Origin of the sequence: Klebsiella oxytoca NBRC 105695 (assembly GCF_001598695.1) — a bacterium.
Lineage (GTDB): Bacteria > Pseudomonadota > Gammaproteobacteria > Enterobacterales > Enterobacteriaceae > Klebsiella > Klebsiella oxytoca.
Genome location: NZ_BCZK01000001.1, coordinates 540,038 through 566,305, shown reverse-complemented (window position 1 = coordinate 566,305; position 26,268 = coordinate 540,038). Strand labels below are relative to the sequence as shown.

Annotated in this window: 19 protein-coding genes, 2 tRNA genes and 2 other RNA genes; 11 read left to right on the top strand and 12 right to left on the bottom strand. The window is 53.8% G+C overall.

Going from position 1 to position 26,268, the window contains the following annotated elements:
- Positions 1-86: 86 nt before the first annotated feature.
- Positions 87-1,718, bottom strand: coding sequence for an oligopeptide ABC transporter substrate-binding protein OppA (gene oppA / locus KO1_RS02460; protein ID WP_004103108.1), 1,632 nt, complete (start codon positions 1,716-1,718; stop codon positions 87-89).
- A 749-nt stretch (positions 1,719-2,467) separates the two neighbouring features.
- The gene (locus tag KO1_RS02450; protein WP_024274364.1) at positions 2,468-3,115 is read right to left on the bottom strand and encodes a YchE family NAAT transporter; all 648 of its coding nucleotides are present in this window, start codon (positions 3,113-3,115) and stop codon (positions 2,468-2,470) included.
- A gap of 477 nt (positions 3,116-3,592) precedes the next feature.
- On the opposite strand from KO1_RS02450, the gene adhE reads away from it, so the two are divergent.
- Positions 3,593-6,268 (top strand): bifunctional acetaldehyde-CoA/alcohol dehydrogenase, encoded by a 2,676-nt coding sequence (gene adhE / locus KO1_RS02445; protein WP_004103112.1) that lies wholly within the window; start codon positions 3,593-3,595, stop codon positions 6,266-6,268.
- A gap of 178 nt (positions 6,269-6,446) precedes the next feature.
- Here the strand turns inward: adhE and tdk are convergent, their stop codons facing one another.
- Complete coding sequence (tdk, locus tag KO1_RS02440; RefSeq protein WP_016808826.1) at positions 6,447-7,064, bottom strand: thymidine kinase; 618 nt, start codon at positions 7,062-7,064, stop codon at positions 6,447-6,449.
- Between the two features lie 144 nt (positions 7,065-7,208).
- On the opposite strand from tdk, the gene KO1_RS02435 reads away from it, so the two are divergent.
- Entirely contained in the window at positions 7,209-7,529 is a 321-nt protein-coding gene (locus tag KO1_RS02435) for a hypothetical protein (protein ID WP_017145681.1), read from the top strand.
- A gap of 93 nt (positions 7,530-7,622) precedes the next feature.
- Entirely contained in the window at positions 7,623-8,030 is a 408-nt protein-coding gene (hns, locus tag KO1_RS02430) for a histone-like nucleoid-structuring protein H-NS (RefSeq protein ID WP_004103116.1), read from the top strand.
- A 133-nt stretch (positions 8,031-8,163) separates the two neighbouring features.
- Here hns and galU read toward each other — a convergent pair whose 3' ends face one another.
- The 3 genes from galU to rssA all read right to left on the bottom strand — a co-directional run bounded on the left by galU (position 8,164) and on the right by rssA (position 11,266).
- Positions 8,164-9,066: a UTP--glucose-1-phosphate uridylyltransferase GalU gene (gene galU / locus KO1_RS02425; protein ID WP_004103117.1), complete on the bottom strand. Its 903-nt coding sequence runs from the start codon at positions 9,064-9,066 to the stop codon at positions 8,164-8,166.
- A 197-nt stretch (positions 9,067-9,263) separates the two neighbouring features.
- A complete protein-coding gene (gene rssB, locus KO1_RS02420; protein ID WP_004103118.1) occupies positions 9,264-10,277 on the bottom strand; it encodes a two-component system response regulator RssB in 1,014 nt (337 codons plus the stop codon).
- An 89-nt stretch (positions 10,278-10,366) separates the two neighbouring features.
- Positions 10,367-11,266: a patatin-like phospholipase RssA gene (gene rssA, locus KO1_RS02415; protein ID WP_004103119.1), complete on the bottom strand. Its 900-nt coding sequence runs from the start codon at positions 11,264-11,266 to the stop codon at positions 10,367-10,369.
- A gap of 112 nt (positions 11,267-11,378) precedes the next feature.
- Between rssA and KO1_RS02410 the strand changes: the two genes are divergently transcribed.
- From KO1_RS02410 to KO1_RS02385, 6 genes are all read left to right on the top strand, one after another.
- Positions 11,379-11,837, top strand: coding sequence for a YchJ family protein (locus KO1_RS02410; RefSeq protein ID WP_004103120.1), 459 nt, complete (start codon positions 11,379-11,381; stop codon positions 11,835-11,837).
- Between the two features lie 42 nt (positions 11,838-11,879).
- A complete protein-coding gene (gene purU, locus KO1_RS02405; RefSeq protein WP_004103121.1) occupies positions 11,880-12,722 on the top strand; it encodes a formyltetrahydrofolate deformylase in 843 nt (280 codons plus the stop codon).
- 159 nt (positions 12,723-12,881) lie between these two features.
- Positions 12,882-12,966: transfer RNA gene (locus KO1_RS02400), tRNA-Tyr, on the top strand.
- A gap of 35 nt (positions 12,967-13,001) precedes the next feature.
- Positions 13,002-13,086, top strand: a tRNA-Tyr gene (locus KO1_RS02395).
- 46 nt (positions 13,087-13,132) lie between these two features.
- Positions 13,133-13,264: non-coding RNA, RtT sRNA (locus KO1_RS02390), on the top strand.
- A gap of 46 nt (positions 13,265-13,310) precedes the next feature.
- Positions 13,311-13,441: non-coding RNA, RtT sRNA (locus KO1_RS02385), on the top strand.
- A 180-nt stretch (positions 13,442-13,621) separates the two neighbouring features.
- On the opposite strand, the gene narI is transcribed toward KO1_RS02385, so the two are convergent.
- From narI to KO1_RS02360, 5 genes are all read right to left on the bottom strand, one after another.
- Positions 13,622-14,299, bottom strand: a complete 678-nt coding sequence (narI, locus tag KO1_RS02380) for a respiratory nitrate reductase subunit gamma (RefSeq protein WP_004103123.1) — start codon at positions 14,297-14,299, stop codon at positions 13,622-13,624.
- Positions 14,299-15,009, bottom strand: coding sequence for a nitrate reductase molybdenum cofactor assembly chaperone (gene narJ / locus KO1_RS02375; protein WP_004113646.1), 711 nt, complete (start codon positions 15,007-15,009; stop codon positions 14,299-14,301). Before narJ ends, narI begins: the two co-directional genes overlap by 1 nt.
- On the bottom strand, positions 15,006-16,541 hold the full coding sequence (narH, locus tag KO1_RS02370; RefSeq protein ID WP_004113647.1) for a nitrate reductase subunit beta: 1,536 nt from the start codon (positions 16,539-16,541) through the stop codon (positions 15,006-15,008). The genes narJ and narH overlap by 4 nt, the downstream gene beginning before the upstream one ends.
- A complete protein-coding gene (locus tag KO1_RS02365) occupies positions 16,538-20,281 on the bottom strand; it encodes a nitrate reductase subunit alpha (protein WP_032728385.1) in 3,744 nt (1,247 codons plus the stop codon). Before KO1_RS02365 ends, narH begins: the two co-directional genes overlap by 4 nt.
- Positions 20,282-20,676: 395 nt before the next feature.
- The gene (locus KO1_RS02360) at positions 20,677-22,065 is read right to left on the bottom strand and encodes a NarK family nitrate/nitrite MFS transporter (protein WP_017145678.1); all 1,389 of its coding nucleotides are present in this window, start codon (positions 22,063-22,065) and stop codon (positions 20,677-20,679) included.
- A 311-nt stretch (positions 22,066-22,376) separates the two neighbouring features.
- Between KO1_RS02360 and narX the strand changes: the two genes are divergently transcribed.
- Together narX and narL are read left to right on the top strand one after the other, a co-directional pair.
- Complete coding sequence (gene narX, locus KO1_RS02355; protein ID WP_004103128.1) at positions 22,377-24,155, top strand: nitrate/nitrite two-component system sensor histidine kinase NarX; 1,779 nt, start codon at positions 22,377-22,379, stop codon at positions 24,153-24,155.
- 10 nt (positions 24,156-24,165) lie between these two features.
- The gene (narL, locus tag KO1_RS02350; RefSeq protein ID WP_004103129.1) at positions 24,166-24,816 is read left to right on the top strand and encodes a two-component system response regulator NarL; all 651 of its coding nucleotides are present in this window, start codon (positions 24,166-24,168) and stop codon (positions 24,814-24,816) included.
- On the opposite strand, the gene KO1_RS02345 is transcribed toward narL, so the two are convergent.
- A complete protein-coding gene (locus tag KO1_RS02345; RefSeq protein ID WP_023321187.1) occupies positions 24,813-26,192 on the bottom strand; it encodes a YchO/YchP family invasin in 1,380 nt (459 codons plus the stop codon). The two genes, narL and KO1_RS02345, sit on opposite strands and share 4 nt — an antisense overlap.
- Positions 26,193-26,268 lie beyond the last annotated feature (76 nt).

The window sequence follows — 26,268 nt, the reverse complement described above, 5'->3', positions numbered from 1 at the left end:
CCCGTACCTTCTGGCGTGTGCCTTCAATAGTGCGATGAAATAAGACACCGTGAGGCAGGCAATGATGCCTGCCTCACGTATTGCCATTAGTGCTTCACAATGTACATATTTCTTGTGTAAGTATTATCCAGCGGATCTTTACCGGTATACCCACCTACCCACGGCTTAACCAAACGGGCGTTAACATAATAGAAGACCGGTACAATGACGGAGTCTTTATCCAGCTGCTGCTCGGATTGTGCATAGAGATCCGCGCGCTTTGCTTCATCGCTGGTTTTCAGCGCTTCGGCAATAATCTTGTCGAAAGCCGGGCTCTTATAATGCGAAGTGTTGTTTGAGCTGTCGCTCAGCATGGTATTCAGGAAGGAAGTGGGTTCGTTGTAGTCCGCGCACCAGCCGGCGCGTGCGACATCGAAGGTACCCTGATGGCGATTATCGAGGAAGGTTTTCCATTCCTGATTTTCCAGCTTCACGTTGACACCCAGATTTTTCTTCCAGATCGAAGCCACGGCGATAGCCAGTTTTTTGTGCAGATCGGAAGTGTTATAGAGAAGATTGAAAGTCAGCGGCTTGTCAGCAGAATAGCCGGCTTCGGTCAGCAGTTTTTTCGCTTCTTCATTACGTTTTTCCTGTGACCACTTGAACCACTCAGGTTCGATGAGCTTCATGCCATCGGTATACGGCGGCGTATAGCTATAGGCTGGCAGGTCGCCCTGGTTTTTCACTTTATTGACAATAATGTCGCGGTCCAGCGCCATCTTCAGCGCGGTACGCACGCGAACATCGGTAAACGGCGCTTTCTGGTTATTGATTTCGTAGTAATAAGTACACAGATACGGATCGACGTGAACTTCTTGCGGGATCTCTTTTTTCAGTTTCTGGAACAGTTCGATCGGCATATTGTTATAGGTCATATCGATTTCGCCGCTGCGGTAGCGGTTGACGTCGGTGACTTCAGAAGCGATCGGCAAAAAGGTAACCTGATTAATAACGGTTTTGCCGTTATCCCAGTAGTTAGCATTACGTTCCAGTACAATACGTTCGTTCACTACCCAGTCTTTTAATTTATACGCGCCGTTGCTGACGATATTGGCCGGCTGGGTCCATTTGTCACCAAATTTCTCAATAGCGGCTTTAGGAACTGGAGAAACGGATGGGTGCACGAGAAGTTTGTAGAAATAAGGTACCGGTTCGCTAAGGGTCACTTCGAAGGTATGATCGTCCAGCGCTTTGACGCCCAGATCGGTTGCTGGCTTTTTCCCGGCGATGATGTCGTCAACGTTGGCCAGGTGACCGTACTGTAAATAACTTGCATAAGGCGAGGCTGTTTTCGGATCCGCCAGACGCTGCCAGCTATAAACAAAATCTTGCGCGGTAACCGGCGAACCGTCGGACCACTTAGCATCTTTACGCAGATGGAAGGTCCAGACTTTAAAATCTTTGTTGTCCCATTTTTCCGCCACACCCGCCACCGGATGGCCATCAAGGTCGCTTACCAACAGCCCTTCAAACAAATCGCGGCTAATATTGGACTCCGGCACGCCTTCAATTTTGTGCGGATCGAGAGACTGAACTTCGGAGCCGTTGTTACGTACCAGCGTTTGTTTATCCGCCAGCTGTACCCCTGCCGGTACATCTGCCGCCACCGCGGCGTTGATTGTCATTAATGCAGAGAGTACGCCTGCGGCTACCAGGCTTTTTTTCGTGATGATGGTCATGTGTTTGTTACTCCACTCATTATAATTACTGGCTATTTAACCAGCCTGTTTTCTCTTTTCTGGATTCTGAACAGTGCAGGAGTTTATGCAGCTGCCAGCGAGTACTGCTTGCTATCACCGACTTATTTATTACGACCGCTCAAACGGCAGCCTTGACGTCGATTCTTACCCCCCTGTCCGGGGGCGATTTTAAGTCGCAATGAGCTATTTAATAAGAATTCTCATTTGCGCATGAATTCACTAAAGATCACGCCGGAAAGTACCAAAACGCTTTATTGTCCGCCAATGCAATTTGCAAATATGTTACCGGATTCTCTTTTGTCGCCAGATCATTGCGGTAGCCGAGTCAGCATCAGGCAGGGCAATGTTTAAAAAATTGTTATTTATCATGACGTTAAAATAAAATACTCGCATTGAATGCCAAATCTCAGTGAATCGATGAAATTTTGTACGAAAATTTAACATTCGCTTATTATTTAGCACATTCATCTGCTTCACGAGATAAATTACTAATATCATTTCGATTATCAGACGGCAAGCGCCAGAGAATGATGTGAAGAAAATAACAGTAGCGACTGTGGGTAAAACGGCAGGAAAGACGTAAATTACAGGGGTAATTAACTGAAAATAAATAACATTATCAGGCATTAAAAAAACGTATACCAGCCAGATAAATCACCATTTTTGATATGTTTTACTGATATTTAGCAAACGCGGGACAATGAGCCCCGCGCACAAAGCGATGCAGGTTAATTCACCAGCCCTGGAAACAGCGCCTTTATACCGGTCACGATAAACTCAATCCCGAGAGCCATCAGCAACAGTCCCATAATACGGGTAATTACGTTGATACCGGTTTGACCAAGTAAACGAACCAGCCAGGGGGCCATACGGAAAATGCCCCAGCAGCACAGCGCAAAAAGCGCGATAGCGACGGAAAAGCCAACAAAGTGGGCGACACTGTGATAGCGCGTTCCCCAGACAATAGTCGAACTGATGGCCCCGGGACCGGCCATCAGGGGCAGCGCCAGCGGCACCACGCCAATACTCTCGCGAATGGCCGTTTCTGATTTTTCTTGCTTGTTCTGTTTATCCTCGCCCAGCTTGCCGCTAATCATCGACATGGCAATGGTGACGACCAGAATCCCGCCGGCAATGCGGAAAGAATCAATGGAAATGCCGAAGACCTGCAGAATTGCATCGCCCAAAAACAGCGACGTGAGCAGGATAATGGCGACGGACAGGTTGGCGGTCAGGTTGGTTTTGTTGCGTACGGCCGCCGTCTGGTAGCTGGTCATACTAATGAACACCGGGATAATGCCAACCGGGTTTACCAGCGCAAATAACCCAATAAAAAATTTAAAGTAGGCTGAAAAATCGAACAACGACTGAATCACAGGGCGCTCCGCAGCATCATAAAAATGGCTGTTGACAGTTACCAGCATAAAATATCCGCGAGAAGATACGCTGTTTGATAGCATAATTCATCTCTATTCATCTGGAAGTACATAATAAGGCTGGAATGTTATTTATTTGTTTATGCAATGCTATTTAGTCATTTAATTAGCATACCGTATCATTACACTTGAGCAAATTGGTCAAAAAATGACCTGCTGAAAGGTATCAGCTTTGCCGATTATTGATTTAGATCACATAATTTGTACTCAGAAGTGAGTAACCTTGTTTACACACAGAGAGGAGGCACAACAGCGGTACCTGAAAGAAAAAACAAAAGCTTTTTTAGTCAATCGGTGAAGTCAGAAGCACAAAATTCTTTACGTTAACATTTAAATGCAAGCAGTTAACACACTGTCTATACTGTCGAATCGAGCTACTGATTCACTAAAAAAGTTTAACATTATCAGGAGAGCATTATGGCTGTTACTAATGTCGCTGAACTTAACGCACTCGTAGAGCGCGTAAAAAAAGCCCAGCGTGAATATGCCAGTTTCACTCAAGAACAAGTAGACAAAATCTTCCGCGCCGCCGCTCTGGCCGCTGCAGATGCTCGAATCCCTCTCGCTAAGATGGCCGTTGCCGAATCCGGCATGGGCATCGTCGAAGATAAAGTGATCAAAAACCACTTTGCTTCCGAATACATCTATAACGCCTATAAAGATGAAAAGACCTGCGGCGTCCTGTCTGAAGATGACACCTTTGGTACTATTACAATCGCTGAACCGATTGGTATCATCTGCGGTATCGTCCCGACTACTAACCCGACTTCAACCGCTATCTTTAAATCTCTGATTAGCCTGAAGACTCGTAACGCCATCATCTTCTCGCCGCATCCGCGTGCTAAAGATGCAACCAATAAAGCAGCTGATATCGTACTGCAGGCGGCTATCGCTGCCGGCGCGCCGAAAGATCTGATTGGTTGGATTGACCAGCCTTCCGTAGAACTGTCCAATGCGCTGATGCATCACCCGGATATCAACCTGATCCTCGCTACCGGCGGTCCGGGCATGGTTAAAGCAGCGTACAGCTCTGGTAAACCGGCAATCGGCGTAGGCGCGGGTAACACTCCCGTTGTTATCGACGAAACGGCTGATATCAAACGCGCCGTCGCATCCGTACTGATGTCTAAAACCTTCGATAACGGCGTTATTTGTGCTTCCGAGCAGTCCGTAGTCGTTGTAGATTCCGTATACGACGCCGTTCGCGAACGTTTCTCCAGCCACGGCGGCTACCTGCTGCAGGGCCAGGAGCTGAAAGCGGTTCAGAATATCATTCTGAAAAATGGCGCGCTGAACGCCGCTATCGTTGGTCAACCTGCGTATAAAATCGCTGAGCTGGCAGGCTTCACCGTTCCTGTGTCCACCAAGATTCTGATTGGTGAAGTCACCGACGTTGATGAAAGCGAGCCGTTTGCCCACGAAAAACTGTCCCCGACGCTGGCGATGTATCGTGCGAAGAACTTCGAAGACGCGGTTGATAAAGCGGAAAAACTGGTTGCTATGGGCGGTATCGGCCACACTTCCTGCCTGTATACCGACCAGGATAACCAGCCAGAACGCGTTGCTTACTTCGGTCAGTTGATGAAAACCGCACGTATCCTGATCAACACCCCGGCTTCTCAGGGTGGTATCGGTGACCTGTATAACTTCAAACTCGCACCTTCCCTGACTCTGGGTTGTGGTTCATGGGGTGGTAACTCCATCTCGGAAAACGTTGGTCCTAAGCACCTGATCAACAAGAAAACCGTTGCTAAGCGAGCTGAAAACATGTTGTGGCACAAACTTCCGAAATCTATCTACTTCCGTCGTGGCTCACTGCCAATCGCGCTGGATGAAGTGATTACTGATGGTCACAAACGCGCGCTGATCGTCACCGACCGTTTCCTGTTTAACAACGGCTACGCAGACCAGATCACTTCCGTACTGAAAGCGGCCGGCGTTGAAACAGAAGTTTTCTTTGAAGTGGAAGCTGACCCGACTCTGACCATCGTCCGTAAAGGCGCTGAGCTGGCGAACTCTTTCAAACCGGACGTAATTATCGCCCTGGGCGGCGGTTCCCCGATGGACGCGGCGAAAATCATGTGGGTCATGTACGAACATCCGGAAACCCACTTCGAAGAGCTGGCGCTGCGCTTTATGGATATCCGTAAGCGTATCTACAAGTTCCCGAAAATGGGCGTTAAAGCCAAAATGGTGGCGATCACCACCACATCTGGCACCGGCTCTGAAGTCACGCCGTTCGCCGTTGTTACCGATGATGCAACCGGGCAGAAATACCCGCTGGCTGACTATGCCCTGACTCCGGATATGGCGATTGTTGATGCTAACCTGGTCATGGAAATGCCGAAATCCCTGTGTGCTTTCGGTGGTCTGGATGCGGTGACCCATGCGCTGGAAGCTTACGTTTCCGTACTGGCTTCCGAGTTCTCCGACGGCCAGGCGCTGCAGGCGCTGAAGCTGCTGAAAGAAAACCTGCCGGCGTCTTACCATGAAGGTTCTAAGAACCCGGTAGCGCGTGAGCGCGTACACAGTGCTGCAACAATCGCCGGTATTGCGTTTGCTAACGCCTTCCTGGGTGTATGTCACTCCATGGCGCACAAACTGGGTTCTCAGTTCCACATTCCTCACGGTCTGGCGAACGCCCTGTTGATCAGCAACGTTATCCGCTATAACGCCAACGACAACCCGACCAAACAGACGGCATTCAGCCAGTACGACCGTCCGCAGGCCCGTCGTCGCTATGCGGAAATCGCTGACCACCTGGGTCTGACTGCACCGGGTGACCGCACCGCAGCGAAAATCGAAAAACTGCTTGGCTGGCTGGAAGAAATTAAAGCTGAACTGGGTATTCCTAAGTCTATCCGCGAAGCTGGCGTGCAGGAAGCTGACTTCCTGGCCCACGTTGATAAGCTGTCTGAAGACGCATTCGATGACCAGTGCACCGGCGCCAACCCGCGCTATCCGCTGATTGCCGAGCTGAAACAGATTCTGCTGGATACCTACTACGGTCGCCATTACGTCGAAGGCGGCGTGGAAGAGAAGAAAGAAGCCGCGCCGGGTAAAGCTGAGAAAAAAGCGAAGAAATCCGCTTAATCTCACAGTAGTCAAGAACGTTAATACCAGCCCCATCTTATGATGGGGCTTTTTTTATCTCCCCCGTTCAGCGGCCCACATAAGGTCTCAGACGGCCGAAATGTATAATCAAGGGTTCAGGGTTGAGTAATAAAAAAAGGCGCTATATAAGCGCCTGAGAGGGTCTCACGGGAAGGTATTAGCAGGTGTGCTGCCTGTTCTGCACAAAGCTTAAAGAACCGACGCTCAACGCCTCCTTATAATGCTTGCGGCAGACGGACACATAGCGTTCATTACCGCCAATCACTACCTGTTCCCCCTCATTGTACGGCCGCCCCTCCTGGTCGAGGCGCAAAACCATGCTCGCTTTACGACCGCAGAAACAGATAGTTTTTAATTCAACCAGCTTATCTGACCACGCCAGCAAATATTGACTGCCGGTAAAAAGTTCACCGCGAAAATCAGTACGCAGTCCATAGCACAGCACGGGAATATCCAGCTGGTCTACGACTTCAGACAGCTCATGCACCTGTTCGCGCGTCAAAAACTGGCTCTCATCAACTAATACGCAGTGAATCGGCTGACGTCTATGTTCGTCGGCAATGTCGGTAAATAACGCTGTCTGCGTATTATACAACCGCGCCGGCGAGGAGAGGCCAATCCTTGAACTCACTTTCCCTGAACCAAAGCGATCGTCAATCTCTGCGGTATAAACCAGAGTACGCATCCCTCGCTCCTGGTAATTGTATGAAGACTGCAACAGAGCGGTAGACTTGCCTGCATTCATTGCTGAATAGTAGAAATAAAGTTGTGCCATCGGCCGCGTAACCCCAATCAATGTGTTTTTTCGCAGCAAAATTGTATCATATATTCACTCACTATCAGCCCTCACCGTGTGGGTATTGCCGGGAATGTTCGGTCAACGAATGCCTGATAGATTAAGCATCTTAATTGAAGGGGAATGCCTGCTATTCGTGCGCCAACAGCGGTCCGCTCTCACATCGCTATTGCGCTTTTGTGCTTACCAGGCATTTTTCTGATAGCTATAACCGCGCTGGACAAGTGTTTTATATTAAACATCATCGCCGCTGCTGCGCTAATACTGACAATGATATTTATCCATGCAAAGTATAATTTTTCTCATCGCGCAACAGAAAAAGCATACTATCTCAGGGTTTTAGCTTATGTTTTCCACCGCGCTATAAGCAGGAAAGATGTGAACCCGCACATAAAATTTAAGTTAAATGAATTAATTCCCGAGACAAATAACAAGTTATTTTGACTTCCTTACATTCTCCCCTATTGCACATCTGAATTTATCGCTCTATTATTAGACCAACAAACCACCCCACAATATAAGTTTGAGATTACTACAATGAGCGAAGCACTTAAAATTCTGAACAACATCCGTACTCTTCGTGCACAGGCAAGAGAATGCACCCTTGAAACGCTCGAAGAAATGCTGGAAAAATTAGAAGTTGTCGTTAACGAACGTCGTGAAGAAGAAAGCGCTGCGGCTGCGGAAATTGAAGAACGCACTCGTAAACTGCAGCAATATCGTGAAATGCTGATTGCTGACGGTATTGATCCTAATGAACTGCTGAGCACTATGGCTGCAGTTAAAGCGGGAACTAAAACCAAGCGCGCTGCACGTCCGGCTAAATACAGCTACGTTGACGAAAATGGCGAAACTAAAACCTGGACTGGTCAGGGTCGTACTCCGGCAGTGATCAAGAAAGCGATGGATGAGCAAGGTAAAACGCTGGACGATTTCCTGCTGTAATATCCCCGCGCATCCGTTTAAAAATCCCGCTTCGGCGGGATTTTTTTTATCCGCTAATCGGACCTGTGCCCTGCGGACATAAAAAAACCGGGAAACGAATCTCGCTCCCGGTCGTGCATTGTGTAGCGATCAATTACTTCGCGATGGCTTTTTCCAGCCAGGATTTAAATTCAGCGCCCAGCGACTTATGGCGCACGCCATATTCAACGAAGGCCTGCATATAGCCCAGCTTATTACCGCAGTCGTGGCTTTTGCCTTTCATATGATAGGCTTCAACGGTCTCTTTTTCGATCAGCATATCGATGGCATCGGTCAGCTGAATTTCGTCACCGGCTCCCGGAGGCGTTTTTGCCAGCAGCGGCCAGATATCGGCGCTCAGCACATAGCGACCTACAACTGCCAGGTTAGACGGCGCTACGTCCGCTTTCGGTTTCTCAACAACGCCGACCATCGGTACGCTCTCACCCGGCTGCAGGGACTGGCCCTTGCAATCGACAACGCCGTACGCGGTCACGTCAGCAACCGGCTCAACCATAATCTGGCTGGCTCCGGTCTCATCAAAACGAGCGATCATTTCCGCCAGGTTATCGCGGGACAGATCGGATTCATATTCGTCAAGAATAACGTCCGGTAAAATAACCGCGACCGGCTCATTGCCGACAACCGGATGCGCGCACAGCACAGCATGGCCCAGACCTTTAGCCAGCCCCTGACGCACCTGCATAATAGTCACGTGCGGCGGACAAATAGATTGCACTTCTTCCAGCAGCTGGCGTTTTACACGTTTTTCCAGCATGGCTTCCAGTTCAAAACTGGTATCGAAATGGTTTTCGATGGAGTTTTTAGAAGAGTGCGTCACCAGAACAATTTCTGTAATCCCGGCGGCGATACATTCGTTAACAACATATTGAATTAATGGCTTATCTACCAGCGGCAGCATTTCTTTCGGAATAGCCTTAGTAGCGGGCAACATCCTGGTGCCTAATCCCGCAACCGGGATGACAGCTTTTCTTACTTTTGAATTAAGCGCAGCCATTGAAATCTCCTGGACTGTTCGTTTTTTAAACTTCTCGTTAATAATATGGTATCGAGTATATCAGCCTGTTCAGTTGAACCTGTTCCGAAAAGGATTAGATATCTCCGAATTAGGAATTTTACGCATTAAACCCGGCGATAGTACCACCACAAAAGATCGCGTGGTAATCCCACTTGGGTAAAAATAAGCGCAATTGTTCACTCCGCAGACAACATAAGGCGTAAACGTCCCCCGGCCCCCCAAATTTGGCACTGCCATGATGCGCAGCGTTGACTAATTTGGTTGAGATAGGCATTACCCAGGGTACCTAACGGAACGCCATTGCTAATCTGAATTTGGTGTTCCCCCGTATTCAACGTGCCATTCAAACCCGCGGAAACCAAAATTAAATTTTTCAAGCCGCTATGGTAATACCCTACCAATAATGGAAATTGCCCCGGCAGGTTAGCCTGACGCAGTAATTGATTGACCTGTTTCAGCAGGCTCCCCATCTCCGGTAAACGCTGTCCCTGATGAGCAAGCTGCTCCTGCAGCAGGCCATTGAAAAGGGCGCGCAGTAATAAAGCAGCAAGAACCCCATTATCACCCGCTCGCGTGACGTCCAGACAATAAAACGCCAGATCGTTTTCTGATAGCGGCGCAATGTCGAGCACGAGACCGGGCTTATCGACGGAGACAAGCTGCCGATAGTGAATACGGCAGTTCGACATCTCCTGTTGGACCGGGGGCTGAAGCTCCTGTAGCAGCCTTGACGCCGCGGAGGGATCGCTGACCAGCGCGTCCCAATCCTCAAACAGGCGTTCCTCCTCTTCGACACGAGAATTAAACATGTTGGGGTAGAGGCAGGCGTACACGGTTTCTCGCAGGCGATCGAAATCTTTTACCGGTTTAAGAAGAATGTCCTGCACGCCAAGGCGCAGCGCTTTGGCGATATCCGCCATATTTTCCGTCGCTGAAATCATCAGAATCGGCAGCTGCTCGCCCTGATTGCGCACATGCTCCACCAGCTGCAGGCCGTTCATTCGCGGCATGGAAATATCGCATATCATCAAATCGGGTTTTGACTCGGCCATTTTTTGAAGTGCATCCACGCCATCTTCCGCCTGGACGATGGTCGCGCCCAGCGAAGCTAACCAGGTGTGCATAAGTGAGCGGAAAACGGGTTCGTCTTCAACTATCAGAATCTGTTTTCCCGCCAATGGCTGCGTCATGATCTCTCCCCTGACTGACGATAAGTTAATAGTGGCACGCGATTCACGCTACCGCCTGTCAGAATTTACTTAAGTATGCATCAAATGCGCTACACGGAGGTACGCACTAAAGGTAATAGTTCATCCATTCTCTTTTCCACTGCCAGATGTCCGGCAGCGATAGCTTCGCCGGCACGGTGGAAATCCAGCGTGGAGATTTGCGGGCAAAAGGGCTGAATCAGGATATCCGGCGGGTCGCCCGCCATACGGTTTCGCTTAAGACGATTTTCCAGAACCTGAATGGAAGTCGACATGATCTCCATTGCCGTCGGCGCTACCGTCGCCCGACGTGAGGTCATACGCGCCAGGCGGGAGCGCAGCCGTGAATGCCACGAAAAATCTTCTTCGGCCTCCGGACGCGGCACCTCCATGGATAATAAATCCTGCTGCATCAGATGCGCGTCGTGCTGCAAATCAACGGCAATAACGATATCCGCGCCCATTGCCCGAGCCAGGGATACCGGCACGGGATTAACCACCGCGCCATCCACTAGCCAGTAACCATTATGCATGACCGGCGACATCAGACCAGGCATACTGCACGAGGCACGAATCGCCAGATGCAGATCCCCTTCCGTAAACCATAGTTCGCGACCGGTACTTAAATTGGTGGTAACTGCCGCAAAACGACGCTCGCAGCGTTCAATCTCGGTGACCGGTAGCAGTTTACGATATTGGCTAAATACCCGTTCGCCCCGCAGCAAGCCCCCTCGCTGCCAGGAGAGATCCATTAATTTCAGGACGTCCCAGTTGCTAAAAGAGCATACCCATTTCTCCAGCGCCGGAAGGCGGTTGCAGGCGTAAGCTGCCCCCACCAGCGAGCCAATAGAGCACCCTGCGATGACATCAACGTCAATGCCCGCACGCTGTAATGCATTAATCACACCGATATGCGACCACCCGCGGGCGGCTCCTGCCCCTAGCGCCAGACCGATCTTGAGCTTTCTCATTCTTACCGAAACATATCCTTCCACTCCGGGCATGGCATCATCGCCATACCTCAGTTAACATATTGCGCTTTGGCGGCGTAGCGCCGTCTTTCTTTATCCCATGGAGGCCGTTTTGTCGCCATTATGCCCCTGCGGCAGCGCTCTGGAGTATAGCGCATGTTGTCAGCGTTATCTGGCTGGCACGCAGCTTGCGCCAGATCCGTCACAGCTGATGCGTTCCCGCTATAGCGCATTTGTTATGCAGGACGCCGACTATCTGATTAAAACCTGGCACCCCTCCTGTCAGGCGCAACAGTTTCGCGCGGACCTGGAGAACGGGTTTAAGCAAACTCAATGGCTGGGTCTCACCGTCTTTGCTGCCGATGAAGGCAGAAGTCCCGATGAAGGCTACGTCAGCTTTATCGCGCGTTTCACTGACAATAACCGCTCCGGCGCCATTATTGAACGATCCAGATTCTTAAAAGAAAACGGACAGTGGTACTATATTGACGGAATGCGACCGCTGATCGGTCGTAACGACCCCTGCCCTTGCGGTTCAGGTAAAAAATTTAAAAAATGCTGCGGCCAGTAAGCCAGCAGCAGGAATAGCAAACACTACAGGATTTTCCCCGCGATGCATTCACTACAACGTAAAGTACTACGCACCATTTGCCCTGATCAGAAAGGCCTCATCGCGCGTATCACGAATATCTGCTATAAGCACGAGCTGAACATCGTGCAGAACAATGAGTTCGTTGACCACCGGACCGGCCGCTTCTTTATGCGTACCGAGCTCGAGGGTATTTTCAATGACTCCGTTCTGCTGGCTGACCTCGACAGCGCGCTGCCGGAAGGCTCGATTCGTGAGCTCAACCCAGCAGGCCGCCGCCGAGTCGTCATTCTGGTGACTAAAGAGGCGCACTGCCTCGGCGATCTGCTGATGAAAGCCAACTATGGCGGACTGGACGTAGAAATCGCCGCCGTCATCGGCAATCACGAAACCCTGCGCTCGCTGGTTGAACGCTTTGATATTCCCTTCCAGCTGGTGAGCCATGAGGGGCTAACCCGCGAAGAGCACGATAAGCAGATGGGTGATGCTATCGCCGCCCATGAACCGGATTACGTCGTGCTGGCGAAATACATGCGGGTGTTGACCCCCGAGTTTGTCTCCCGCTTCCCGAATAAGATTATCAATATTCACCACTCATTCCTGCCGGCGTTTATCGGCGCGCGTCCGTATCATCAGGCCTATGACCGCGGGGTGAAGATTATTGGCGCAACCGCCCACTACGTGAACGATAATCTGGATGAAGGCCCCATCATCATGCAGGACGTTATTCACGTCGATCACACCTACACCGCAGAAGATATGATGCGCGCTGGCCGCGACGTTGAGAAAAACGTTCTGAGCCGCGCATTGTACCAGGTGCTTGCACAGCGGGTGTTTGTTTACGGCAACCGAACGATTATTCTTTAATCGATAATGAAATTAACTGGTTAGCTTTACGGCTTTACGCGTAAAAATCAGGCAACCAGTTTATTTTTAGCAAACGAATACTTTACAGTGGCGCGTCATTTGATATGATGCGCCCCGCTTCCCGATAAGGAAGCAGGCCAGTATTAAGCATTACCCCGTGGTGGGGTTCCCGAGCGGCCAAAGGGAGCAGACTGTAAATCTGCCGTCATCGACTTCGAAGGTTCGAATCCTTCCCCCACCACCATTTCAAGCTTTACCTCGACAATATGAATTACCCCTGGTGGGGTTCCCGAGCGGCCAAAGGGAGCAGACTGTAAATCTGCCGTCATCGACTTCGAAGGTTCGAATCCTTCCCCCACCACCATCACTTCTCTGTTACACCGCTACCTGCTCAAAGCACATTGCCATATATTCTCCCGATGCAGGGAAGGATGAGAAGCTTCGATTAAGGTTCGAGTCGAGCGTCAGCGAGACAACGTTGCCGCAGGCAACGGCCCGAAGGGTGAGGAGCGAAGCGACGAATAATCCTTCCCCCACCACCATCACTTCTCTGTTACACCGCTACCGGCTCAAAGCACATTGCCATATATTCTCCCGATGCAGGGAAGGATGAGAAGCTTCGACCAAGGTTCGAGTCGAGCGAAAGCGAGACAACGTTGCCGCAGGCAACGGCCCGAAGGGTGAGGAGCGAAGCGACGAATAATCCTTCCCCACCACCATCACTTCCCTGCAGTACCTCAGCAAAATCAAATAATCAAAACCGTCTTAGTTAGCTCTTTTATTGCTCCAGAACTGATTCTGTATTTCTGCCATATATGCCCCGGCAGCGCTACGCCGGGAGCAGACCGCACCAATGAAAAACCCTGCCGCAGCAGGGTTGAGCTTTACACGAAATAGAATCAGCGACGGGCGCGAACAATCTGGTATTTGCGCGTCAGGTACTCGACCGGCGCGCTCCAGATATGCACCAGACGGGAGAACGGGAACAGCACAAACAGCGTCATCCCCAGCACCAGATGCACGCGGAAAATAAACGCCACGCCGTCCAGATGCTGCGAAGCCCCGCCGTGGAAGGTCACCACCGACTGCGCCCAGCCCACCAGCTTCATCATTTCGCTACCGTCCATATGCTGAGCGGAGAACGGAATAGTCAGCAGACCCAGAGCGCACTGCACCATCAGCAGGGAGAGGATCAGAATATCCGCTCCGGTGGTGGTGGCGCGCACGCGGGGGCTCAGCAGACGGCGTTTCAGCAACAGTAGCCCGCCCACCAGCGTCATGACGCCGCAGGCGCCGCCCGCGATCATCGCCATCTTCTGCTTCACGTCAACCGGCAGGAATGACTCGTACATCCAGTGCGGCGTCAGCATGCCGAGAAAATGACCGGCAAAAATTCCCAGAATACCGATATGGAACAGGTTCGAGGCCAGATTCATCCCTTTACGGTCCAGCATCTGGCTGGAGGCCGCACGCCAGGTGTACTGCCCATAGTCGTAACGTAGCCAGCTGCCGACCAGAAATACCGTCCCGGCGATATACGGATAGATGTCAAAGAAGAACATATTCAGGAAGTGCATTAGTGCTGTCCTCCGTTAGAGATATTCAAATATTGCGGGGCAACGGCTCCGGCAAAACGACGCTGGTGAGCGGAGATCTCCGACTCGCCGCAGCCCTGATCGGCAAAGAATTTCACCTGTTCTTCTTCCCAGACGGCGTCCAGCGCCTGCGGCGTATCGTCGCGGGCCTCATCGGCGATTTTTTCCGCCACTTTCTGGCTATCTACCTGGGCGTGTGCCAGCTTGAGCAGCAGCTCAAACAGTACCGCGTAGCGGCTATCGCGCTGCTGCAGGCGAGCGCTCAGTAGACCGAGAATCGGCGCAACGTCCTGCAATCCGCCGCGCGCTTCCGCCTCCGGCAGCTGCGCCAGATACTCAAGATACAGCGGGAGATGATCCGGCAATTCGCGGCTATCCAGCTGCAGACCGTGGCGTTCATACTGCGCCATCAAGTCGACCATTGCCTGGCCGCGATCGCGGGATTCGCCGTGCACGTGCTCAAACAGCAGCAGCGAGGTCGCACGGCCGCGATCGAACAGCTCACTGTAGCGAGACTGCGCGTCCAGCACATCCTGGGCGGTCAGGTCGCGCAGGAAAACGCTCAGCTTATGGGCATCCTCCGGCGCGAGCTTTTCCGAAGAGGCAATAGCGTCGAACAGCTCCTGCTGGTGCTGCCATAAGGCAGCGTCAGGGTACTCAAGAAGGCGCGACACAATGACGAGTTCAATCATGGGTGCGGCTCCGTTTTGCTGGTGACGTCGATAGCATCGATACGGCGGCTGTTGAACAGATTAAACTGGCTATCAGAACCGTGGCATCCGTCACCGAAGGTGAAGCCGCAACCGTTTTTCTCCGGGAAAGCATCGCGGGCCTGCTCGCGATGGCTGCTCGGCACCACGAAACGGTCTTCGTAGTTGGCGATAGCCAGATAGCGATACATCTCCTGCGCCTGGGCTTCAGTGAGGCCAACCTCTTCCAGCGCCCGGGTATCCAGTACGCCGTCTACGGTTTCCGCGCGTTTGAAGTGGCGCATCGCCAGCATGCGTTTCAGCGCCAGCAGCACCGGCTGGGTATCGCCCGCGGTTAGCAGGTTTGCCAGATACTGAACCGGGATACGCAGGCTTTCGACGTCCGGCAGAATACCGTTGCTGCCCAGTTCACCCGCATCGGCGGCTGACTGAATCGGCGACAGAGGCGGCACGTACCAGACCATAGGCAGGGTGCGATATTCCGGATGCAGCGGCAGCGCCAGCTTCCAGTCCATCGCCATTTTGTACACCGGCGACTGCTGGGCGGCTTCGATAACCCCCTGCGGCACGCCGTCCTTCAGCGCCTGCTCAATCACTTTCGGGTCGTTCGGGTTGAGGAACACGTCCAGCTGACGCTGATACAGGTCTTTCTCATTCTCCGTGCTGGCGGCATTTTCAATCGCGTCCGCGTCATACAGCAGCACGCCGAGGTAGCGAATACGCCCCACGCAGGTTTCCGAACAGACGGTCGGCATCCCGGATTCGATACGCGGGTAGCAGAAAATGCACTTCTCTGATTTGCCGCTCTTCCAGTTGAAATAGATTTTCTTGTACGGGCAACCGGTGATGCACATGCGCCAGCCGCGGCACTTGTCCTGGTCGATCAGCACGATGCCGTCTTCTTCACGTTTATAGATCGCGCCGCTCGGGCAGGTCGCGACGCACGCCGGGTTCAGACAGTGTTCGCACAGGCGCGGCAGATACATCATAAAGGTGTTTTCGAACTGGCCGTACATCGCCTTCTGCATGTTTTCGAAGTTCTGGTCTTTGGCGCGTTTTTCAAATTCGCCGCCCAGAATCTCTTCCCAGTTCGGACCGCTGGTGATTTTATCCATCCGCTGGCCGGTGATCAGCGAGCGCGGGCGAGCGATCGGCTGATGTTTGCTTTCCGGCGCGTTGTGCAGATTCTGGTAGTCGTAATCAAAGGGCTCGTAGTAGTCGTCGATGCCCGGCAAATGCGGGTTAGCAAAGATTTTACCCAGCAGCATCGCGCGGTTGCCCATGCGCGGCTGCAGCTTGCCATTGATCTTACGGATCCAGCCGCCCTTCCACTTTTCCTGATTCTCCCAGTCGTTCGGGAAACCAACGCCCGGCTTACTTTCAACGTTGTTGAACCACGTGTACTCCATACCCTCGCGGCTGGTCCAGACGTTTTTACAGGTGACTGAACAGGTATGACAGCCGATGCACTTATCGAGATTCAGCACCATGCCGACTTGTGAACGAATTTTCATTCTACGCTCTCCTGTACCTGGTCGTTACCTTCGCCATCTAACCAGTTAATATTCTTCATCTTACGTACCACCACGAACTCGTCGCGGTTAGACCCTACCGTGCCGTAGTAGTTAAAGCCGTAGGCCAGCTGCGCATAGCCGCCGATCATATGGGTCGGCTTTGGCGTAATACGAGTCACGGAGTTGTGAATCCCCCCGCGCTGTTCGGTGATCTCAGAACCCGGCAGGTTTACGATACGTTCCTGCGCGTGGTACATCATGGTCATCCCGGCCGGTACGCGCTGGCTTACCACCGCGCGGGCGGTCAGCGCGCCGTTGCTGTTAAACACTTCGATCCAGTCGTTATCTTCGATCCCCAGATCTTTGGCGTCCGCTTCGCTCATCCAGACAATCGGCCCGCCGCGCGACAGCGTCAGCATCAGCAGGTTGTCGCTGTAGGTGGAGTGGATCCCCCACTTCTGGTGCGGCGTCAGGAAGTTCAATGCCTTCTCCGGGTTGCCGTTGGATTTCGCGCCCATCACCGTTTTCACCGACCGGGTGTCGATTGGCGGACGATAAACCAGCAGGCTTTCGCCAAAATCACGCATCCACTGGTGATCCTGATACAGCTGCTGGCGGCCGGAAAGCGTGCGCCACGGGATCAGTTCGTGAACGTTGGTGTAGCCGGCGTTATAGGAAACGTGCTCATCTTCGAGTCCGGACCAGGTCGGGCTGGAGATAATTTTGCGCGGCTGGGCCTGAATATCGCGGAAGCGGATTTTTTCCTCTTCTTTATTCGTCGCCAGGTGCGTATGGTCACGACCGGTAAATTCGCTGAGCGCCGCCCAGGCTTTAACCGCCACGTGGCCGTTGGTTTCCGGCGCCAGGGTCAGAATCATCTCTGCCGCATCAATGGCGGTGTTAAGCATCGGCTGGCCTTTCGCCGGGCCGTCCGCTTTGGTGTAGTTGAGCTTGCGCAGCAGATCCATCTCGCTCTGGGTATTCCAGGCGATGCCTTTACCGCCGTTGCCGATTTTCTCCATCAGCGGGCCGATAGAGGTAAAGCGTTCGTATGTCGCCGGATAATCGCGCTCGACGGTCAGAATATGCGGCGCGGTTTTCCCTGGAATCAGGTCGCATTCGCCTTTTTTCCAGTCCTTAACGTCCAGCGGCTGCGCCAGTTCGGCGGCGGAGTCGTGCTGGATAGGCAGCGTTACCACGTCGGTTTCCTGACCCAAATGACCCACGCACACTTCGGAGAACTTTTTCGCGATATCTTTGTAGATATCCCAGTCGCTTTTCGATTCCCAGGCCGGGTCGACGGCGGCAGACAGCGGATGAATAAACGGATGCATATCCGAGGTATTCATGTCGTCTTTTTCATACCAGGTAGCGGTCGGCAGCACGATGTCGGAGTAGAGGCAGGTACTCGACAGACGGAAGTCGAGGGTCACCACCAGATCCAGCTTGCCGTCGAGACCGTTATCTTTCCACTCCACTTCTTCCGGCTTCACGCCGCCCTGCTTGCCGAGATCTTTGCCCTGAATACCGTTTTCCGTACCCAGCAGGTACTTCAGCATGTACTCGTGGCCTTTACCCGAGGAGCCCAGCAGGTTGGAACGCCAGATAAACAGGTTGCGCGGATGGTTTTTACCGTTTTCCGGCTGCTCTGCGGCAAAGCGAATGGAACCCTCTTTCAGCGATTTGACGGTGTAATCGACCGGCGTCATGCCCGCTTTTTTTGCCGCATGCGCAATACGCAGCGGGTTGGTGCCCAGCTGCGGCGCCGACGGAAGCCAGCCCATACGCTCGGCGCGCACGTTGAAATCAATCAGGTGGCCGCTGTAGCGGGATTTATCCGCTAACGGCGACAGCAGTTCCTGCGCGGTTACGGTTTCATAGCGCCACTGGCTGGAGTGGTTATAGAAGTACGATGTGCTGTTCATATGGCGCGCCGGACGCTGCCAGTCAAGGGCAAACGCCAGCGGCTGCCAGCCGGTCTGCGGACGCAGTTTTTCCTGGCCGACATAGTGCGCCCAGCCGCCGCCGCTCTGACCAACGCAGCCGCAGAAGATCAGCATATTGATAAGACCGCGATAGTTCATATCGAGGTGGAACCAGTGGTTCAGACCGGCGCCGACGATGATCATCGAACGGCCGTGGGTCTTATCGGCGTTATCGGCAAACTCCCGCGCGGTGCGGATAATATGCGCCCGGGAAACGCCGGTGATTTTCTCCGCCCATGCCGGGGTATACGCTTTGAGGTCATCGTAGCTGCTGGCGCAGTTTTCATCGCCGAGTCCGCGATCCAGGCCATAGTTCGCCATGGTCAGGTCGTAGACGGTGGTGACCAGCACGGTAGAACCGTCGGCCTTCTGCAGGCGTTTTACCGGCAGTTTGTGCAGCAGCACGTTTTCCAGCTCGACTTTATTAAAGTGCTCGGTACCTTCGCCGCCAAAATAGGGGAAGCCAACGTTAGCGATATCGTCGTGGCCGCCCAGCAGGCTCAGGCGTAGCTCGACATCTTCGCCGGTTTTACCGTCGCGCTGTTCAAGATTCCATTTACCTTTGTCGCCCCAGCGGAAACCGATAGAACCGTTCGGTACGGTGATTTCGCCCTTCTCATCAAAGGCGACGGTTTTCCATTCCGGATTTGTTTCCTGACCTAATGCATCCACCAGATCAGCTGCGCGCAGCATGCGGCCTGCGGCGTAATAGCCATCGCGCTCTTCGAGCATCACCAGCATCGGCATGTCGGTGTAGCGGCGCACGTAATCGGTAAAGTACTGGCTTGGTTTGTCGAGGTGGAACTCGCGCAGCATGACGTGACCCATCGCCAGCGCCATCGCCGCATCGGTACCCTGCTTCGGCGCCAGCCACAGATCGCAAAGCTTGGCGATTTCGGCGTAGTCAGGGGTGATAGCAACGGTTTTAGTGCCCTTATAGCGAACTTCGGTGAAGAAGTGGGCATCCGGGGTACGGGTCTGCGGTACGTTGGATCCCCAGGCAATGATATAGCTGGAGTTGTACCAGTCGGCAGATTCCGGTACGTCGGTCTGCTCGCCCCAGGTCTGCGGTGATGCAGGCGGCAGGTCGCAGTACCAGTCGTAAAAGCTCAGGCAGGTCCCGCCGATCAGCGACAGATAGCGCGCGCCGGAGGCATAGGAGACCATCGACATCGCCGGGATGGGCGAGAAGCCGGCTACGCGGTCCGGGCCGTAGGTTTTGACGGTATAGACGTTAGAGGCGGCAATCAGCTCGTTCACTTCCTGCCAGGACGAACGCACGAAACCGCCGCGGCCGCGCGCCTGCTTAAAGCTTTTCGCTTTGTCGGCATCTTCAATAATCGAGGCCCATGCGTCAACCGGATCGCTGTGCTGTACTTTCGCTTCACGCCACATTTTCATCAGGCGTTTGCGCATCAGCGGGTACTTCAGGCGATTAGCGCTGTAAAGATACCAGGAGTAGCTGGCGCCGCGCGGGCAGCCGCGAGGCTCGTGGTTTGGCATATCCGGACGGGTGCGCGGATAGTCGGTCTGCTGGGTTTCCCAGGTGACAAGACCATTTTTGACATAAATCTTCCAGCTGCATGAGCCGGTGCAGTTGACACCGTGGGTGGAGCGCACAATTTTGTCATGCTGCCAACGTTGACGGTATCCATCCTCCCAGTCCCGGTTGGTTTTTAGAAGCTGGCCGTGCCCATCGGCAAAGGTTTCACCCTTCTGTTTGAAGTAGCGAAACCGGTCCAGGAATTTACTCATCGGGTTTCTCCTGTGTGGAGCCTGACGGCTCTCTGATAAATCGACATTGCTGGATTTGCAGCGAAGGTAACGCTATGAAAGAGGGAGAGAATTGATAACGATCAAGACGATAGGGCTTATAAAAGCCGCTCCGGAAGCCTGATACCACCAAAGTAGTATTTATTTCTATTTTATATCTATATGATTTACATATAAATTCATCTAAAAAACCTGCAAAGGCCAGGGTTTTGCCATTCGCCATGGTATTAAGGGGTAGATGCTTATGCCGCTATTTTATTTGTGACTCCGGACTGCTTTTAAAATAACCCTCAACGATTAGCATGTTGTAACTAAATAATAAATAAAAAAAGGGCGCAACGATATTTGCGCCCTTTGCAGAAACTCACCAGAAAATATTATTTCTGCTTGCGTCCGTAGATTGCCCAGGTAATCACCACGCAGGCGATATAGAACACCAGGAATACCTTCATTGCTCCGGCCGGCGAGCCGGTCAAATCCAGCGAGATACCAAACGCTTTTGGAATAAAGAAGCCGCCAATGGCGCCAATCGCTGAAATAAAGCCCAGCGCCGCCGCCGTATCGGTCGCCGCTTCACGCATGGCCTGCGCTTCGCTGCCGCCCTGCGCCTTGACGCGATCCATCGTCATTTTACGGAAGATAACCGAAATCATCTGGAAAGTAGACGCGCTCCCCAGACCGGCAGTCAGGAACAGCACCATAAATACCGCGAAGAAGGCAATAAAGTTACCGCCCTCGCCGTGGGTCGGCAGCGTCAGGAACAACAGGCCGCAGAAGATAGCCATGACCACAAAGTTCACCAGCGTCACGCGAGTCCCGCCGAGTCGGTCGGAGATCGCCCCGCCGGTCGAGCGCGCCAGTGCGCCGATAAACGGCCCGAAGAACGCATAGTGCAGAATCTGCACATCCGGGAACTGGGTCTTGGACAGCATGGCGAAGCCCGCCGAGAAGCCGATAAACGAGCCGAAGGTGGCAAGATAGAGCAGCGCCATAATCCACAGATGCGCGCGCTTCAGTACCGGCAGCTGCTCGCTCAGCGACGCCTTCGATGCCGACAGGTCGTTCATGAAGAACCACGCCGCCAGGGTGAAGATAATCAGGAACGGCACCCAGATCCACGCGGCGTTTTCCAGATATAGCATGGAACCATCCGGCTGTTCGCTGCCGGTACCGCCAAAGACGGCGAAAATAGACAGGGATACCACCAGAGGAGCAACCAGCTGCATCACGCTGACGCCCATATTACCGAGGCCGCCGTTGATACCCAGCGCGCCGCCCTGCTTCTGTTTCGGGAAGAAGAAGCTGATGTTAGCCATACTGGAAGCAAAGTTCGCCCCCGCAAAGCCGCACAGCAGAGAGATGATCACGAAAACGCTGAAAGGCGTAGAGGTATCCTGCACCGCGAAGCCTAACCATACGCAGGGTACGATCATGATCCCGGTACTGAACGCAGTCCAGCGACGACCGCCGAACAACGGCACCATAAACGCGTAAGGCACGCGCAGCAGCGCGCCGGACAGCGCCGGGAGCGCGGTCAGCATAAACAACTGGTCGGTAGTAAACTGAAAGCCGACTTTATTGAGGTTGACGGCAACGGCGCTGAACAACATCCAGACGCAGAATGCCAGTAAAAGACACGGAACGGAGATCCACAGATTGCGGCTGGCGATGCGATGACCGCGCTGCTGCCAGAATTCAGGATCTTCAGGACGCCAGTCGCTAATGACTGAGCTGTTAGTCTTCTCCGGGATTGAAGAGTGACTCATAGACACCTCTGATGATTCATATTAACCCTGGCTACCTTATGGGTTACAGGCGGCGGTAAGTTGATATAAATCAAAGGAAAAGTTGGCGCTAATTTGGCTAAAAAAAATTCATCACCCGAAGTGAGTAGCTATTTCTGCGCAAAAAAGTGTGGTTTTTCACGCCAGTGCCGGGATTACCTCAACGCCTGCCACCAGCCCATCGTAGACTGACAATTAAGGGGTAATCCTTTGGGGGTATGGGTATACTCCAGGGGATGTCCGAGAATAAGCGCCACTCCCGGATAATTTGCCGGTCAGGAGCCCCATATCCCATGTTGAAACGACTTTTTACGCCGCTGACGCTGGTTAATCAACTCGCGCTGATCGTTCTGTTGGCCACGATCATCGGCGTCGCCGGAATGGCGATCTCTTCCCGCCTGGTGCATGGCGTTCAGGGCAGCGCGCATGCCATCAATAAAGCCGGTTCGCTGCGCATGCAGAGCTATCGCCTGCTGGCGGCGATACCGCTCACCGACAGCGATCAAAAGCTGCTGGATGAAATGACGGCAACCGTCTTTAGCCCGGAACTGCAGTACGCCGCTCGCCATGACGATCAGCAGCGGCAGCTCCAGGCGCTGCAGCACTACTGGCAGCTGGAGCTGGCGCCGGGAATGCGCAAAGCGCAAAATCAGGCCTCGGTCGCGACGGATGTCGCCGGCTTTGTCGACCGCATTGACCAGCTGGTTACCGCTTTCGATCACACCACCGAGGAGCGGATTAAACACGTTGTCTGGATCCAGCGCATCATGGCCGTAGGGATGGCGCTGCTGCTGGTATTTACCATCGTCTGGCTGCGCGCCCGCCTGTTACGTCCGTGGAAACAGCTGCTCGGTATGGCCCGAGCGGTGAGCCGACGTGATTTCACCCAGCGGGCGCAGATTAACGGGCGCAACGAGATGGCGACGCTCGGCATGGCGCTGAACAACATGTCCAAAGAGCTGGCGGAGAGCTATTCGGTGCTTGAACGCCGGGTGCAGGAAAAAACCGCCGGCCTGGAGCAAAAAAACGAGATCCTCGCCTTTCTGTGGCAGGCCAACCGCCGCCTGCACTCTAACGCGCCGCTCTGTGAACGCATTTCGCCCGTTCTTAACGGTTTACAGGGGCTGACCCTGCTGCGCGATATTGAAGTTCGCGTCTACGACCTTGAAGACGAAGACAACCATCAGGAGTTTTCCTGCCACTCCGATATTCAGTGCGACGACAGGGGCTGTTATCTCTGTCCCCGCGACCTGCCGCCGCTGCCTGATACCGGCACCACTTTAAAATGGCGGCTGTCGGATGCCCATAATCAGTACGGTATTTTACTGGCCACCCTGCCCGCCGGGCGTCATCTGAGCCACGATCAGCAGCAGCTGGTTGACACGCTGGTGGAACAACTTACCGGCACCCTCGCTCTCGATCGTCATCAGGAGCGCCAGCAGCAGCTAATCGTCATGGAGGAGCGCGCCACTATCGCCCGCGAGCTCCACGACTCCATCGCCCAGTCGCTCTCCTGTATGAAAATGCAGGTTAGCTGCCTGCAAATGCAGGGCGATGACCTGCCGGAAGCGAGCCGCCAGCTGCTGGGGCAAATCCGTAATGAACTGAATACCTCCTGGGCTCAGCTGCGCGAACTGCTGACGACCTTCCGGCTACAGCTCACCGAGCCGGGACTACGTCCGGCGCTGGAGGCCAGCTGCCAGGAATACAGCGCCCACTTCGGTTTTACGGTACGCCTGGACTATCAGCTGCCGCCGCGTTTTGTGCCGTCGCATCAGGCCATCCATCTGCTGCAAATCGCCCGGGAAGCGCTCAGCAACGCGCTGAAGCACGCCAATGCCACCGATGTCAGCGTTACCGTGGCGTTGCGGGACAATCAGGTCCGTCTGACGGTGGCCGATAACGGTCGCGGCGTACCGGACCATGCGGAGCGCAGCAACCACTACGGCCTGATTATCATGCGCGATCGCGCTCAGAGCCTGCGCGGGGACTGCCAGGTTCGGCGCCGGGAAACCGGCGGTACCGAAGTGGTGGTCACTTTTATCCCTGAAAAATCGTTTTCAATCCAATAAGGAGAACTCCATGAGTCAACAGGAACGGGCAACCATCCTTCTCATCGACGATCACCCGATGCTGCGCACCGGCGTCAAACAGCTGATCAGCATGGCCCCGGATATCCAGGTTATCGGCGAAGCCAGCAACGGCGAGCAAGGTATTGCGATGGCGGAATCATTGGATCCTGATTTGATTCTGCTGGATCTCAATATGCCGGGCATGAACGGTCTGGAAACGCTCGACAAGCTGCGCGAGAAGTCGCTGTCCGGCCGCGTGGTGGTGTTTAGCGTCTCCAATCATGAAGAAGACGTGGTGACCGCGCTGAAACGCGGCGCCGACGGCTACCTGCTGAAGGATATGGAGCCGGAAGATTTGCTGAAAGCGCTACAGCAGGCGGCGGCAGGCGAAATGGTGCTCAGCGAAGCGTTAACCCCGGTGCTGGCTGCCAGCCTGCGCGCTAATCGCGCTACCTCAGACCGCGACATCAGCCAGCTAACCCCGCGCGAGCGCGATATTCTCAAGCTGATTGCCCAGGGCCTGCCAAACAAAATGATCGCCCGCCGTCTGGATATCACCGAAAGTACCGTTAAAGTGCACGTCAAACATATGTTGAAGAAAATGAAGCTGAAATCGCGCGTGGAAGCGGCGGTTTGGGTCCATCAGGAGCGCGTATTCTAGGGCAGATGCTGCCACGAAACGCCATCGGCCGGTACGCGTACCAACGGCTCAGTCAGCGCCAGTGCGATCTCATTGGATGAGACGCGCTGACCCGTTTTATCCTCCACCACCAGCGAAAGATGCCAGCGGTTGCTTGCCCCGGCTTCGCTGTTCCAGCGCGGCATAATCACGGTCCAGCCGTCCGTACTGTTGGCCTCTATCGGCGAGGTCAGGCTCAGCGCCTGGGTATCGCCCTGCCAGCTTAGCGACTTAATTCCGTGCAGGCTACGAATCTGTAGTTTCAGCTGCACCGTCTCCCCGGGCTGAAGATCCCAGGGCGGCGTCGCCAGATAAACCGACAGCGTTTTGCGCTGGCGATATTCAACCACCGGCAGATTATCGCGTTCCGGGCTATCGTAGCGGCTGCCGCGAAGCGATCGGCTAACGGCGACTTCATCGGCCGCCAGCTGCTGTTTCAGAGGAACGCCAAAACGATAGTTCAGCTTTAACCCAATATCGTTTTGGCTGACGCCGCTCTCGCCCTGCTTATGTTTGGCGGTCACCGTGACCAGCGGAACGGGGGTGTAATTCAGCCCCACCGACACCGCGACCGGATTGTGATAGCCGGTGCCCGAATGGAACAGGTCAACGCTATCGCCGAAGTACTGCTCCACGCTCACGCTGGTATTAATGTGCTGATAAAACGGCAGCCGCGCCTGAGCGGTCACATCGTAGCCGCTCGCCATACGCTGCTGCTGAGTCAGGCTACTCCCCTGCTGCCAGCCGCCGAGCGGCTGGTAGTAGTTAGCCGACAGGCGCAGCGATTCACCCCAGGCTTCGGCCCCGACGCTGCCGCGCGCCATGCGCTCATCGAGCACTTTATCGTAGAAGGAGTTGTAGCCCAGCAGCCAGGAGCCCATCCGCCAGCGCTGGCCGAGGCCGACGTTGCCGACCAGACCGTTATCCCGCTGGGTGACCGAGTACTGGTTCCAGGTGAGATAGTCGCCGTTATCCTGAAGAGGAACAAACCAGCTCCCCTTGCTGCCGGTAAAATTGCCCTCTTTATCGACCAGCAAATCGACGTTGGCGTTGCCCCACGGCGAAAGCCAGCTTTCCAGCTGGTGGCTGACTTCGTTGCCCAGCCGGCTCATGGCAAATACACGCGCCTGTTCGCCGGTTGTCAGCCCATTATCGCTCATGCTGGCTTCGCCAAATTTTTTCGCCATCTCGGCAAAATGTTTTGCGTCGTCATCGACCTGCGGCGCCAGGCCAAGGTCGGGTAAGCTTTCAGGGCCTCTGGAAAAGGCCTGAGTATCCTGCAGCGCGCGGGTGGGAGCGCCTGTCAGCAGCAGGAGAAGCGGTAAATAAGGGGTTATACGGAACGACAAGGAGCTCAAATCGGTTACGTCTACTCATAAAGTGATGGCGGCAAAAGTTAAGTTTATCGTTTTTTACCCGCCCTGGCAGCCTCCC